General features: G+C 44.8%; 15 protein-coding genes. 5 read left to right on the top strand and 10 right to left on the bottom strand.

Annotated elements, in window-relative coordinates; all coding sequences use genetic code 11:
* Positions 1-25 precede the first annotated feature (25 nt).
* Together CJU60_RS02585 and CJU60_RS02580 are read left to right on the top strand one after the other, a co-directional pair.
* Complete coding sequence (locus tag CJU60_RS02585; protein ID WP_095712840.1) at positions 26-1636, top strand: SWIM zinc finger family protein; 1611 nt, start codon at positions 26-28, stop codon at positions 1634-1636.
* Positions 1623-4397 carry a DEAD/DEAH box helicase gene (locus tag CJU60_RS02580; RefSeq protein ID WP_095712839.1) on the top strand — a complete coding sequence of 925 codons (2775 nt, stop codon included), beginning with the start codon at positions 1623-1625 and terminating at the stop codon, positions 4395-4397. The genes CJU60_RS02585 and CJU60_RS02580 overlap by 14 nt, the downstream gene beginning before the upstream one ends.
* Before the next feature lie 122 nt (positions 4398-4519).
* On the opposite strand, the gene CJU60_RS02575 is transcribed toward CJU60_RS02580, so the two are convergent.
* From CJU60_RS02575 to CJU60_RS02560, 4 genes are all read right to left on the bottom strand, one after another.
* Entirely contained in the window at positions 4520-5377 is an 858-nt protein-coding gene (locus CJU60_RS02575) for a Cof-type HAD-IIB family hydrolase (protein ID WP_095712838.1), read from the bottom strand.
* A gap of 5 nt (positions 5378-5382) precedes the next feature.
* Complete coding sequence (locus CJU60_RS02570; RefSeq protein ID WP_024123110.1) at positions 5383-6159, bottom strand: transcriptional regulator GlcR; 777 nt, start codon at positions 6157-6159, stop codon at positions 5383-5385.
* A gap of 226 nt (positions 6160-6385) precedes the next feature.
* Positions 6386-6727 carry a single-stranded DNA-binding protein SsbB gene (gene ssbB / locus CJU60_RS02565; protein WP_024123111.1) on the bottom strand — a complete coding sequence of 114 codons (342 nt, stop codon included), beginning with the start codon at positions 6725-6727 and terminating at the stop codon, positions 6386-6388.
* A gap of 77 nt (positions 6728-6804) precedes the next feature.
* Positions 6805-7188, bottom strand: a complete 384-nt coding sequence (locus tag CJU60_RS02560) for a hypothetical protein (RefSeq protein WP_024123112.1) — start codon at positions 7186-7188, stop codon at positions 6805-6807.
* Positions 7189-7363: 175 nt separating this feature from the next.
* Here CJU60_RS02560 and CJU60_RS02555 point away from each other — a divergent pair, with 175 nt between their 5' ends.
* Positions 7364-7774, top strand: coding sequence for a YwpF-like family protein (locus CJU60_RS02555; protein ID WP_024123113.1), 411 nt, complete (start codon positions 7364-7366; stop codon positions 7772-7774).
* Positions 7775-7825: 51 nt separating this feature from the next.
* A complete protein-coding gene (gene blaOXA, locus CJU60_RS02550; protein ID WP_095712837.1) occupies positions 7826-8629 on the top strand; it encodes a class D beta-lactamase in 804 nt (267 codons plus the stop codon).
* A 32-nt stretch (positions 8630-8661) separates the two neighbouring features.
* On the opposite strand, the gene mscL is transcribed toward blaOXA, so the two are convergent.
* Both mscL and fabZ read right to left on the bottom strand, forming a co-directional pair.
* Positions 8662-9054, bottom strand: coding sequence for a large conductance mechanosensitive channel protein MscL (gene mscL / locus CJU60_RS02545; RefSeq protein ID WP_095712865.1), 393 nt, complete (start codon positions 9052-9054; stop codon positions 8662-8664).
* 71 nt (positions 9055-9125) lie between these two features.
* Positions 9126-9551: a 3-hydroxyacyl-ACP dehydratase FabZ gene (gene fabZ / locus CJU60_RS02540; RefSeq protein WP_024123116.1), complete on the bottom strand. Its 426-nt coding sequence runs from the start codon at positions 9549-9551 to the stop codon at positions 9126-9128.
* A 193-nt stretch (positions 9552-9744) separates the two neighbouring features.
* Between fabZ and rapD the strand changes: the two genes are divergently transcribed.
* Positions 9745-10809: an aspartate phosphatase RapD gene (gene rapD / locus CJU60_RS02535; protein ID WP_095712836.1), complete on the top strand. Its 1065-nt coding sequence runs from the start codon at positions 9745-9747 to the stop codon at positions 10807-10809.
* Between the two features lie 21 nt (positions 10810-10830).
* On the opposite strand, the gene CJU60_RS02530 is transcribed toward rapD, so the two are convergent.
* From CJU60_RS02530 to spoIIID, 4 genes are all read right to left on the bottom strand, one after another.
* Entirely contained in the window at positions 10831-11640 is an 810-nt protein-coding gene (locus tag CJU60_RS02530) for a flagellar hook-basal body complex protein FlhP (RefSeq protein WP_024123118.1), read from the bottom strand.
* Between the two features lie 32 nt (positions 11641-11672).
* On the bottom strand, positions 11673-12485 hold the full coding sequence (gene flhO, locus CJU60_RS02525; protein WP_024123119.1) for a flagellar hook-basal body complex protein FlhO: 813 nt from the start codon (positions 12483-12485) through the stop codon (positions 11673-11675).
* Between the two features lie 159 nt (positions 12486-12644).
* A complete protein-coding gene (gene mbl, locus CJU60_RS02520; protein ID WP_010332179.1) occupies positions 12645-13646 on the bottom strand; it encodes a cell shape-determining protein Mbl in 1002 nt (333 codons plus the stop codon).
* A 178-nt stretch (positions 13647-13824) separates the two neighbouring features.
* The coding region (gene spoIIID, locus CJU60_RS02515) for a sporulation transcriptional regulator SpoIIID (RefSeq protein WP_255237887.1) at positions 13825-14068 on the bottom strand (244 nt) is incomplete at its 5' end.

The following is a 14068-nucleotide window of genomic DNA, read 5'->3' as shown; positions in this document are numbered from 1 at the left end:
CGTGACTCGGTTAGGAGCGATAATCATGCTTCAGAATATGATTTCTAAAGACGATGTGCTGGCATCGGCTGAACAATTAAAAGAGCTTCTTCCTTACAGCGAGGAAAATGTTCAGCTGATCAAAAAAGCCCTTATTTTATATCGGCAGGATTCAGTCTATCGTTTACAAGCAGTGAGTCCGACGGAAGTTACGGCTTACGTGCAGGATGTTGTGCCTGTGCGGGTCACATTGAACTTATTTGTCATAGCCAAAAGCGGCTGTTCATGTCCGTCTGGGAGAATCTGCCGCCATAAGCTGGCTGTTTTTTTATATGTATATGCAATGTTTGAACGAGTGGGAACTTTTACAGAGCACTGGCTGGAGAGGGAAAAGCTTGAAGAAAGCAAAGAGCTCGTCCGGCGTCAATTTCAGGAGAAGGTGCTGCCTAATGAAGAGTCGCTTTCAAGCTGGCTTGCTTTTTTCGATTCAGAGTTTTCTCTTTGGCAGGTACGCACGGCTGAAGGCAGCCAAAACATGCAGGGCCTCTATTACGGCTATCTGTCCGCTTTGAAAAAGCATGCCCCGAACAAACCGGAGCTGAAAAGCCTGTATCAGATTCATTCAGCGATCGCGGTGTGGCTTCGCATGTTTACATTGATTGAAGAAGGAAAACTGGACCCCGAGCATGATTTTTATTCCCTCAATCCTTATGTCGAACAGCTGATGGACACGATCTACAGCTCAATTGATAAATTAAAAACGTACGCGCTGTCGTTTGCACTCGATCCTTTTCTGGAGAAAACGCCGGATGTCATTCGGGAACTCTTATTGAAGGAAGATATTTTTCAATATGAACGCATCCGCATTTTCGGTGAAATTTGGAGCGCGCTGCTGCCGCGGCCGAAATGGGTGGCGCGTGAGCAAGAGATCCTGCAAAAAGAAGCCGGGCGGCGGTTTTCTCCTGAATTGCAATTCGGGCGTCTGCATTTAGAATTTTTGCAGAAACATGATGACGCGATTTTTGCGGAAACCGACCAATTTCCGCCGGAAGCGCTGCCGTATACGTTCCAATGGCTGAGTGAAATCACCGCGAAAAAGGATTGGAGACGGCTCAAGGCATGGTACCTCCGGATTGAATCGATTGCGATTGATTATACGAAGCTGGATAAGCCTTTTAAAGAAATTCGTGATGTGATTGGCGAGCTGTTTCTTCTGCTGAACGCGTATGTGAAGCAAACCAATGACCAGGAGCTGTTTGAACGCTATGCGGCAGGCTGTCTGCCATATACTTTCACAGAATACAGCCATCATTTGTATGAGAAAAAGCGTTATGCCGAGTGGATCGAAATCCACAGCCTTGTTGGCTTTTCAATTTATGAAATGGATAAAACGATGCTCAAAGAAATCGCGGCGAGCGATCCCGAGGCCCTTATACCCGCTTACCACAGAGAAGTGGCCTTTTTTATCGACCAGAAAAACCGCAGCTCTTACAAGGAAGCGGCCCGGTATTTGAAAAAACTGCGGACGCTCTACAAAAAAGCGAAAAAACTGAAGGTATGGGAACGCTATATTCAGCAGCTGAGCTCACATTACAAGCGCCTGCGCGCCCTTCAAGAAGAACTGCAGAAAGGAAAGTTGATTGATGGCGAGTCTTAAAGAAATACTTATTCACGTCGAACAAATGGAAGACGGGTCATTCACGCTCTCAGCCTTTGATGAGAATGAGCAGCCCCTTCCCTACAGCCACATGAAAAAGCATTTGTTTCAATGGCACGAATCCTCATTTTACGGAACCTTCCTTGAGGATGTCAGCTTCATCGGGACAACCGCGGTTTTGCTTTCTCCATGGATGACTGTAGAGCTTCTCGGCAAAAACTCGTTCAACTCATTCAGCTCCGTGCAGCTCACAGAAGAAACGGAACCGCTGATTGAGGCAGCGTCTACCATTTACGAATTTATCGCGGACGGCGATTTCCTGCCTGACTACGAAGCATGGACAAACGGTGTTTTCCGCTGGAAGGATCAGGACAGCATACTGGATGGCTTTACTGCGGAATGGTTTTCAGCCGCGGTGCAGGATTATATTCAATATGACGACGAACTGCGTGAAAAATGGGAAAATATCAAAGAAAAATCACCTGCGGTCACAACATTTCGCGGACATTTTCTGGATGAAGAGGATTTTCTCGAAGGCATCGGCTGGGTTGACGATCAAACCCCGTTTACGGTCGGCCTCCGCTTGAACGAACCCGACTTTGACGGCGATGACTGGAAAATCGAAATGTTTTTACGCGATAAAAAGAGCGGTGCGGTTGTATTTTTTGACGGGCTGAAGAGCCTCAAAAAATCGTGGCAGGCCTACAGCGATAAAATCGCACGCGAGCAGGACCGCTTTCATCGAACGGTTCCGTGGCTGTCATTTGATTCCGGCACCACGCTGATTTCAGAGGAAGAAGCCTGGATTTTCCTGTCGGAGGCAAGTGAGACGCTTGTCGATATGGGCGTTGAAATCCTCCTGCCATCCTGGTGGCAGATTGTCAGAGACAGCAGCATGATGCTTAAAGCAAAGGTGTCTTCCGCCCCGCGCGGCGAGTCATTTGTCGGCATGAATGCGCTGCTTGATTTTAACTGGCGGTTTGCGACAAACGGCATTGAGCTGACAGAGGATGAATTTAACGAGCTTGTCGCGAGCAACAGGCGCCTCGTCAATATTCGCGGGCAATGGGTGAAAATAGATCCGCAGTTTATCAAACAGATGAAACGGCTGATGGAGAAAGCGGAATCAGAAGGGCTCCATATGTCTGATATTCTGGCACGTGAGCTGATGGATCAGCAGGAAGGCGGGCTTGAGGACTCAGACATCATGGATACATCCGCTTTTGCCGGTATTCAATTTGACCTGTCAAAACAGCTCAGATCACTGATTCGAAAGCTGACAACAGCGGAAAATCTGCCGGAGCATGAGGTCAGCCCCTCCTTTCAAGGCACGCTCCGTCCGTATCAGAAATACGGCATGAACTGGCTGCTGTTTCTGCGGCAAAGCGGTTTTGGCGCCTGTCTGGCCGATGATATGGGGCTTGGGAAAACCATTCAGATGATCGCATATTTTCTTCATGTGAAGGAAAGCGGACGGCAAAACACGCCGAATCTGATCATCGCGCCGACATCCGTACTCGGCAACTGGCAGAGGGAGCTTCAAACCTTCGCGCCCAATCTGTCGGTCGCTCTCCATTACGGCCCGCGCCGTCCGAAGGGTGAAGACTTCACCGGCTATTATGAAAACGCGGATGTTGTCTTAACCTCCTACGGGCTGTCGCATGCCGATTCTGAAGAGCTTTCTTCGGTGACATGGAACACAATTTGTCTTGACGAAGCACAAAATATTAAAAACGCGCACACGAAGCAATCACGTGCAATCAGAAAGCTGAAGGGCATTCACCATATCGCGCTGAGCGGAACTCCGATGGAAAACCGCTTGACTGAGCTATGGTCGATTTTCGACTTCATGAATAAAGGCTATCTCGGCAGTCTGACTGGTTTCCATAAACGCTATGTATTGCCGATCGAAAAGGATCGGGACGAAAAAAGAATCGGACAGCTTCAGCAATTAATCCGGCCGTTTTTGCTGCGGCGGACAAAACGGGATGAGGACGTCGCATTAAACCTTCCCGACAAGCTGGAGCAAAAAGAGTTTATTCCGCTGTCAGCCGAACAGGCGTCTCTCTATGAGCAGCTGGTGAAAGACACTTTTGAACATATGACGTCACTGACAGGCATGCAGCGAAAAGCACTGATCCTCAGCATGCTCGGACGGCTTAAACAAATATGCGATCATCCCGCGCTTTATTTGAAGGAAGACCAAACCGAGCTGCTGGCCGGACGTTCGGTCAAGCTTGAAAAATTGCTTGAGCTGATGACAGCGATCCGCGCCCAAAACGAAAGCTGTCTCATTTTCACGCAATATATTCAAATGGGGAACATGATGAAGCGATTGCTTGAAAAAACCTTCGGCGAACCTGTGCAGTTTTTGAACGGGAGTCTTTCTAAGCAAGACCGTGATGCACTCGTTGAGAAATTTCAAAAGAAAGAATACCCGACACTGATTCTTTCGCTGAAAGCGGGCGGCACCGGTCTCAATCTGACAGCCGCCAATCACGTCATTCATTATGACAGATGGTGGAATCCGGCTGTTGAAAACCAAGCCACTGACCGGGCATACCGCATCGGGCAGGAGCGGTTTGTCCACGTCCATAAAATGATTACAACGGGAACAATTGAAGAAAAAATTGATATGATGCTTGAAACGAAGCAAACGCTGAACGACCAAATTATCCAAAGCGAAAACTGGATTACCGAGCTGTCCACAGATGAGCTCGAAGAATTATTTACATTAAGCGCCTCAGCTCAGGCACAATAACCACAAAAAAGCTGGCTCCTTAAAAGAGCCAGCTTTTTTCCGTTCATCGCCGTCACGCCGAATTTCACAGAATCCGTTACGCCGGTTATGTACAGGATGCACTTTTTCTCAAAAGATAAACCTTACAGCAAGTGCCGAATCATATGGGCAACGCCATGTTCATCATTGGTCAGGGTTACAGCGTCGGCTATCGCTTTGATGTCCTCCCGCGCATTGCCCATCGCTACGCCTTTTCCGGCAGCCTCCAGCATGGATCTGTCATTTAAGCTGTCGCCCACGGCTGCTGTTTCCTTCATTGGGATGTTAAGCCGCTTTGCCAGCCTTTCCAGCGCCTGCCCCTTGGATGCCTTTTTGGAGGAAAGCTCAAAGTTATGATCAGCAGAGCTGACAAGTGTCAGATCTTTATCCTCCTGGTATCTCTGCCAGCCGGCCTCCAGCTTGTCTTTGAAGAAAGAAAAGCCAAGAATGTTGTAAAAATCAATCTGCTTATCCTCCTCAAAAAGCTCTTGAAACGTTTCGATATAAGCGAAGCCCGATTGACTGTATTGCACCTCGGCTGCCTGCATCAGAACAGAAAGGTCAGCCTTTGGATTCGCACTTTTGAACCGGTCAAGCTCAACATCAAGGAGCTGCCTGCCGTTTTGCGGCGTATAAATAGCTGAGTCTGTAAAAACCTCATAATAATAGTTTTCTGACTCAAGCCACGAGAGGATGTCATACGCCCGTTTTTTATCGATTGTTTCCGAATGATAAAGCCTGCCGTCAGGGTCGTGAATGACAGCGCCGTTCGCACTGATGACCCACGTTTTGATCCCGAGCGGTTCAAAAATGGTTACGACATCAAAATAAGCGCGTCCCGTTGATACAACAACCTCAATCCCGTCCCGCTGCGCCTGCCGCAGAGCATTTTCATTTTCTGAGCTTACTTGATGCTTGCTGTTCAGCAAGGTTCCGTCTAAGTCGGTCGCAATCAATTTCACGTTTATCAGCCCTTTCTTTCATCCTGCTCTGTCACGAGAAGTTCGACGCCATTAAGGTCAAGCAAGTCGCAAAACGCCTGATCCGGCAGCCGGTCTGTGATCAAGAGATCAATTTCACTCAGCTCAGCGTACTGATAAAAACCGGTGCTTCCCAGCTTCGAATAATCCGCAAGGGCGATCACCTGCTTCGCCTGCTGAATCATTTTTCGCTTCACCAGCCCATCTTCTTCATGCGCGATCGTAATGCCGTGTTCAGAAATGCCGACAACACCGATCAGCGCTTTATCGACGTGATAGCTTGAAAGCTTTTCAATCACAGAGGCGCCGTACAAGAAACGATGCTCCTTTTCAAGCTTGCCTCCGAGAAGATAGATCTCAATACCATCTTTGTCTGAGAGCACTTCCGCGAGATTAATGGAGTTGGTGATAACCGTACAGTCGTCTGCATTTAAGTGTTTAGCGCACGCCTGAACGGTTGTAGACGCATCTAAAATAACCCGGTCGCCATTTTGGATCAGTGATGCGGCGAGTTTGCCAATCTTGTTTTTTTCCTCGGACACTGTTTTCAGCCGGCCGGAATACCCTTGGATTTTCTGGTGCACAGACGGCAGAATGGCGCCGCCTCTTGTGCGAATAATGGCATTCTGTTCCTCCAGCTTCACAAGATCCCGCCGTGCTGTATCTCTGGACACCTGAAGGAGCGTACAGATCTGCTCGGTTGTAATGCGGTTATGCTCCTTTAGATAATCCACAATCGCTACTAATCTTTCTTCTTGGTACACGCCCTCATTCCTTTTCATATGACGTTATCTTTAAGCAATTATAAGTTTTTATATATTAACAATCAATATTATTAAGTGAAATTAAGTAAAAATGCATCATAGGAACCAATTTTTCCTATCTCAAACAGAAAGAAAAAACCAGTCTGGTCGACTGGTCAATACAGAGGGGATGATGCGAAGAAAAGTAATCGTGAATGGGATTTAAAGCGGGAGGAGCAGGTGGATGTCAATCGGCAGCTTTTTCCCGAGGTTTAGGGTCCATAAAACGAACAGTATCAGCCATCACTTCAGTTACGTACACTTTGACACCTTCCGCATTTTCATAGCTCCTTGTCTGAATCCGTCCGCTTAGACCGACGAGAGAGCCTTTTTGGCAATATAACGCCGTGTTTTCGGCCGTTTTTCTCCAAAGCGTGCAATTGACGTAATCCGCTTCAATTTCTCCTGAAGCATTTTTGAAGCTGCGGTTAACTGCAATCGTAATGTGTGTGACTGCCGCGCCTGCAGAAGTGTACCGAAGCTCAGGGTCTTTTGTTAAACGTCCGACAAGCATGACCTGATTGAACATTGCGATTCCTCCTCTCCTTGCGGTTACACGTATTGTAGACGATGCAACGAGAAAAGAAAAACGCTCAAAATCTCATTTCAGCCTCTGTTTTTATCTTTCGTTTTCATTTTTCCCTCAGCTAAAAACAGCTTTTGTTTTTTCCCTCTAAAGAAATATGTATTTTTTAAAAACCGGAAAAACAATTTAGATGTCAGCCAATGCTGCGTATTCATACAGACATAAGAAGAGCCGTCCCATGCAAACCACTGAAAGCTGAGCTTCTTTTCCGGGAGCGACAGCTGGATTTTGTACTGTTCCATCCCATCATAAGTTTCGTATAAAAAAATCATCCTCTCTTTCCTATATAGATGAACCTCAAAAATATCTTTACGGCTTAACATATAAGCTTCGTTCGTTTGAATCAAACGCTGATCCGCCGGAGTGCCGTCAATATAAATTTCCTTTAAATGAAATCGATTCATACACACCTCTCCGTAATCCATAGTCAGTTACAGTATAATGAAAAAATAGAAATTATTAAATGTTGTACCAGGACAAAATATATTGTTCCCGGCATTACAGCGTTTTCACGGAAAAATGAATATGTGTTATAATTCATTTTAAGAATTCTTTGTAAGTAAATGGGGTGAGATAAAAATGAAAACCTTTAAACTGGTTGATCTGAACGTGGAACGAGTGGACAAGGGAGAAAAGTCAATTGAACAGTTTCCCCTTATTGACGGACTGATTATCAATAAAGAAGACGGCGAAAATCACTGGCTGATTGAAGCGCTTGTTCCGAAGGAGCACTTGTCTTTTTTTGACCAGCTTCAAAAAAAACAAGCTGAAGTCAAAGTGTTTGTGACGATTACGAAAAAAAGCAACCGCCCCGCCCAGCTGACTGCAGCTGTGAAGAATATTGCTGAACTGGAAGAAAGCATCTCGGTTTTAATTTACGGACAAATGGTGACAAGAAAACAGCAAGGCACTGAAACCATTCTGGAATCTCTTGTAAAAGAGGGCTATACAGGAGCGAAGCTGATCGAGGCGTTTAAGCAGAAGATATAAAAGAGAGTGGAAATCCCCCTCTCTTATTTTACATTTGCTGAGGTGACACGTATGAATAAGCGAAAAATTCAAGTGGTTGTTTTATCACTTATCGGCGCAGCTGTCCTTTTGACATCAAGTTTGCAAACACCTAGAGAAGCTGTTGCTGCCGGGAAGAGTCCCAATCTAAAGAAAATGAATGTCAATGAGTTTTTCACTGATCACGACGGAACTTTTATCTTACGTGATCTGAAAAATGAAAAAACATTCGTCTACGGCGATCAACGTGCGACACAAAGATTTGCGCCGCAATCGACTTTTAAAGTCCCAAACGCGCTCATTGGATTACAAACAGGCGCCGTTAAAGATGAATATGACATCAAATACTGGGACGGTGTAAAACGTGAGCTCGATGTATGGAATCAGGATCACACGCTAGGATCTGCCATGAGATACTCCGTTGTTTGGTATTATCAAGCGATGGCCCGAGACATCGGAGAAGAGCGAATGAAAGAATGGATTGATAAAATAGCGTACGGCAATCAAGATATCAGCGGCGGCATTGACCAATTTTGGCTGAGCAGCACGCTTAAGATTTCTCCTCTGGAACAAACGGACTTTATGGAAGCCTTATACAAAGAAAAACTGCCATTTGATAAAAGCGTAATGAAGACAGTGAAGCGGATGATGATTCAGGAAGATGAGGATCATTATACGCTTTATGGAAAAACCGGTTCAGGCTCAGGCATCGGCTGGTATGCAGGCTTTGTCAAAACCGAAAACGGAGTGTACAGTTTCGTGACGAACATTGACGGTACCGGCACAGAAGCGAAAAGCATGACAATGGACATTTTGAAGAAATATGTTCTGCCATAAAAAAGACCGCCGTCTCAGACGGCAGTCTTTTTTTATTCCGGTGACCTTGTTTGCTGCTTCAGCAGATCTCTGATTTCTTTCAGCAGCTCTTCTTGCGCATCCGCCGCTTCCACCTCAGCCTCTTCTTCCGCTTCTTTCTTGCGCTTCAATTGATTCAAAGTCCGAATCACAATAAAAATAGAGAACGATATGATTAAGAAATTTACAATGGTTTGAATGAAGCTGCCGTATTTGACGACCGCATCACCGAATGTAAAGGACAGCCCCGAAAAATCAAGCCCTCCCAGAAGCAAGCCAACTAAAGGCATAATGATATCATTAACGAGCGATGTGACGATCTTACCGAACGCGCCCCCTATTACAACACCAATCGCAAGGTCAACAATGTTCCCGCGCATGGCAAAGGTCTTAAACTCTTTCCACATACAATCACCTGCTTTTTTTGTTTTGAAAGAAAAAAAGACAAATGTGCCGCTGCCCATCTGTCTCTTTTCACTTACTCGCCGAGGGCAAAAGTCAGTTCAACTTCGCAAACCACTTCGCCGTCAACTTTGGCAACGCCTTTTCCGCGCCCGATTGTGCCTCTCGCACGAGTGATTTCCACCTCAAGGTGAAGCTGGTCACCAGGTTTCACTTGTTTTTTAAACCGGCAATTGTCAATGCCTGCAAAAAACGCCAATCTGCCGCGGTTTTCTTCTTTAATCAGCATCGCAACAGCCCCGACTTGAGCAAGCGCTTCTACAATTAATACGCCGGGCATTACCGGATACTGTGGAAAATGTCCGTTAAAGAACTCTTCATTTGCAGTTACATTTTTATAGCCTTTTGCCCGTTTGCCCTCTTCAACTTCCGTAATCCGGTCTACGAGCAAAAACGGATAGCGGTGAGGAATAATTTCTTTAATTTGCTGAGTATCAAGCATTCTCTTGACATCTCCTTCATCTGCGTTAGTATGTATAGCAATCATTTATGATCTAATCTGTACATTTGAAAAGTATATTATGAATTAACCTCTTTTTCAACCGGCGCCCAAAGTGTAACCAACTGTCAATGAGAGCCGTCAAAAGTTGTGATATGATAATTATAGATTTTACCATTAGCAAAGAGGTAGGAAAATGATTTCGAAGTTGATTGAAAAAAGAATTCAAAAAATGTTAGACGAGTGGTATACCGCTATTGGCAAACGTAAAATGGATGACGCAGCAGCACTTAAAGAGAAAATCGACCAGCTCCTTCCGAAACTTAAAAAGAACACAAAACTTTGGATGCGTTATCAATTGTTCTTCGCACGCCACCAGCTCCTTTTTGAAAACCAGGACGGGATGGATTCATTATTCCATGAGTTATATGAACAGGAAGACAAAATGGATGATGAATTGAAATATTATCTGCATTTTTTCTCAGGATTATATGAAATGGTCAAAACCGCTCCGAAGCATGCGGTGAATGGTTTTAAAAAAGCTGAGCAGTACCTGCACGCGATTCAAAACGCATTTGAAGCCGCTGACTTTTATTATCAAACCGCCGGCGCCTATTACTTGATGAAATCACCGCCGCTTTCCATCCAATATGTTGAAAAAGCATTAAATATCTACTTGCATCAATTCGGCTATGTCAAAAAGGTGATCAGCTGCAAACTGCTCCTCGCTGTAAACTATATTGATCAAGAGCGCTATGATGAGGCTGAACAGCTTTTCAAAGAAATCATCAGGAAAACCCAGCAGGTAAATGACGATAATCTGCTGTGCCACGCTTATTATAATTTGGGCTTTTTAAAAGCAACCGAAAAGAAGGACCATGAAGCGCTTCTCTACTTTAAAAAGGTATTGAAGAATCATGAATTTGAAACCAATTCTCCAGTATCCTATCTGCACTGTGTGTATGAATCCGTCAGAGCTCTTTTTAAAACAGAAAAGATCTCAGAAGGAAAAGCGGTTTTGCAAAAAGGGAAAGAATTATCTGAAAAGGTAAACATTCAAACAATTCAATTGAAACTAAAAACACTTGAAGCGCTCTATACGTCTGCTGAAGATCCTTATGATACCTTGCTTGAATATGTGCTTGAACTAGAAAAAATCGAAGCTTGGGTGGATTTAGAGGTGCTTTTGGAGGACATCACGGAATACTACAAAAAAAAGGACGATTTCGAAAAAGCCGCCTTTTTTATTATGCGCGGCTGATTGAAAACGCCCATCTTTCGATTATCTGACAGAATTAATCAAACCGAGCATCTGATCACCCATTGTGATCGTTCTGCTGTTCAGCTGATAAGAACGCTGAGACGCAATCAAATCTGTCATTTGCTTAGAAATATCCACATTTGACATCTCAAGTGCACCCTGCTGCATGCCGATGTTTTGTCTGTTTGCGCCATTCAGCTCTTCAAAGGCTGCCGCATTATCAATGGAGAAAAGATTATTTCCTTCGGATTTCAGCTCTTGAGGATTGTTCACTTGGACAACACCGAGATTAAACCGCTGCACCGTATTCCCGTTAGATGCGGTTAAGGTCCCGTTTTCATTGATCGTGATTTTTTTCATTGAGCTGTCTATGTTTACTGCATTGCCGTTTTCATCAAGCACGGGATGACCGTTGCCTGTCACGAGCTGAAGCTGGTTGGCATTATCAGCGGAAGGCGATAAATAAAGCGCTCCGTCCCTCGTATATTGGCGATTGCCATTCACGTTAACCTGGAGGTATTGGTAAGGAGACGTAAAAGCGATATCCAGATCGCGCTCCGTCTTCTTAATGCTTCCTTGATCGGATACGAGCCGTGAATTCATCATCGCTCCGACGCCAAGGCGCAACCCGGGCGGCGTTTTTCGGGATTGTGCCACTTCTTCATTTTTTTCATCAACCTGATCGAATTGCTGTCTGACGAGCTCAGAGAAATTCGTATCCTTAGCCTTATAGCCGGTTGTGTTGCTGTTGGAAAGGTTGCTGCTGATTGTATCAATCTGCTGCTGCAGCTGGTTTAAGGTTGTTGATGCCGTTAGCATTGACCTGAGCATAGTTGATGTCCCCCGTTTTTTCTTCCGTTATCTTATATTTTTCCGATTTCATTGGCTGCTTTGTCCATACTTTTGTCATACGCTTGAATGACCTTCTGGTTTGCTTCAAACGATCTGTACGCTTCAGTCATTTCTGTATAGGCGCTCGTCACATCAACATTCGAAAGCTCGGAAACGCCTTGTTTTAATGAATAGGATACTTGGTTATTGCCAGCCGCACTCGGCAGGTCATTTCCGTCAGCCGTGCTGTACAAATCATTGCCATCTTTTTTTAGATTTCTGACGTCCTCTGCCATTCTGACATCAATTTGTCCGGCTGTCCGTCCGTTCGCAGTAACAGTACCGTTTTCAGACACAGTGAAATTTTCATTATCGACCGTAATCGGCTGGCCTGTCGTGGATAAAATGGTATTTCCGTTGATTGTCAGCTGATTGTTCTCATTTAAAGAAAACGTGCTGCTTTTGGAATAACGGACCCCATTCGCCGTTTGAACCGGATAAAAAAGGGCCGCATTTTCATTTGTTTCTGCATTTACCGGAACTTGATTTTCAATCAATGTGATGTCTGTAGGCTGATCCGTCGACTTAAGGCTTCCCTGTGTGAAAAGAGGCTTAAGCTCCTGCATATACACACCGGTGTTAACGGAACCGATTTCTGTTTTCGATGTGCCGGCCGGAGATTTTGCTTCAATTCTGCTGAGAAGCATCTCAGGGAACGCACGCATCGAGCCTTGTTCTGCTTTATATCCGGATGTATTTGCGTTTGCAATATTATTTGAAAGCATTTCCGTTCTGCGCTGCTGGGCAATCATTGCGGATGTTGCGGTATATAATCCTTTTAACAAGTTTTCCACCTCTAAAATGGCATTTTTTCCAGTTGTCATGTAGGAACATTCGTTCTATAATTCAAATAAGTATTTTATCCTATTATCGGCATTTCTCATCAATTCGTGAAGAGTTTTCATAAAAAAACCCCATTCTTTTTCAGAATGAGGTTTGATTGATCAGCTTAGTTTGCGTTTAGGAAGCTTGTCCATATTATCAAGCATAACACCTGTGCCGACCGCCACACAATCCATTGGATTTTCAGCGACAAGCACCGGAACCTTCAGCTCTTCAGCGAGCAGCTGGTCGAGGCCGTTTAAGAGCGCACCCCCGCCGGTAATGATAACGCCGCGGTCAATGATATCAGCGGACAGTTCAGGCGGTGTTCTTTCAAGCACTTGTTTCGCTGCCTGCACAATAACAGCTACAGATTCACGAAGGGCTTCTTCTACTTCTTTGCTGTTTACTGTAATTGTTCTTGGAAGACCGGAAACCATGTCCCGTCCGCGAATGGAAATTTCTTCGTGACGTGCGTCTGGGAAAACTGTTGCGACTTTAATCTTAATATCTTCCGCAGTACGTTCGCCGATCAGCAGCTTGTACTCGCGTTTGATGTAATTTAAGATTTCCATGTCAAACTTGTCCCCAGCCATTTTAATAGAAGAGGAGGTGACAATATCGCCCATTGAGATGACTGCGATATCCGTCGTCCCGCCTCCGATGTCTACAACCATGTTACCGCTCGGCTGGAATATTTCCATACCCGCGCCAATAGCGGCAACTTTCGGTTCTTCTTCAAGGTACACATGTTTACCGCCGCTTTTTTCAGCAGCTTCTTTGATTGCTTTTTGCTCAACTGATGTGATATTCGTCGGGCAGCAAATAAGCATGCGCGGTTTTGAGAACAGGCCTTTTACGTTCAGCTTGTTAATAAAATGTTTCAGCATTGCTTCTGTTACTTCAAAGTCAGCAATAACTCCGTCTTTCAGCGGGCGAATCGCAACAATATTCCCAGGTGTACGTCCAACCATTCGTCTTGCCTCTTCGCCAACCGCCAGCACTTTGCCGCTGTTTTTATCAAGTGCAACTACGGAAGGTTCATTCAGAACAATTCCTTTACCTTTAACATGGATCAGTACATTTGCAGTACCGAGGTCAATACCAATATCCCTTGCAAACATCTATTTATATCCTCCTTGAAAATCTGTTTCACAGTAAATATCCACATTGTGCCCTAATTATATATATTATCATAAAATATAGAAAAAAAGTTGGAAGCACATTAAGTTCTTTACAAATTTTTGCGGATGATCTACAAACGATTTCCGGAAGACAATGCAGTTGATTTTTCCTAAGTGATTATGGCTGGCGAACGGGCTCTCCTTCAAGAATTTCATCCTTTTTATACTTGAGTTTTGTTGCTTCTCCTCCTCTTAAATGCCTGATGGATTTATGATAATCGAGTATTTCTTTCACTTCGTTTGCCAAGTCAGGATTGATTTCAGGCAGACGCTCTGTTAAATCCTTGTGTACTGTACTTTTGGAAACACCAAATTCCTTCGCAATGACACGAACGGTTTTCTTTGTCTCCACGATGTACTTT

The organism is Bacillus sp. 7705b, from assembly GCF_002289525.1.
Classification (GTDB): Bacteria; Bacillota; Bacilli; order Bacillales; family Bacillaceae; genus Bacillus; species Bacillus halotolerans.
Note: the sequence above shows the minus strand (reverse complement) of the source record. Positions and strands in the feature narration are given on the sequence as shown.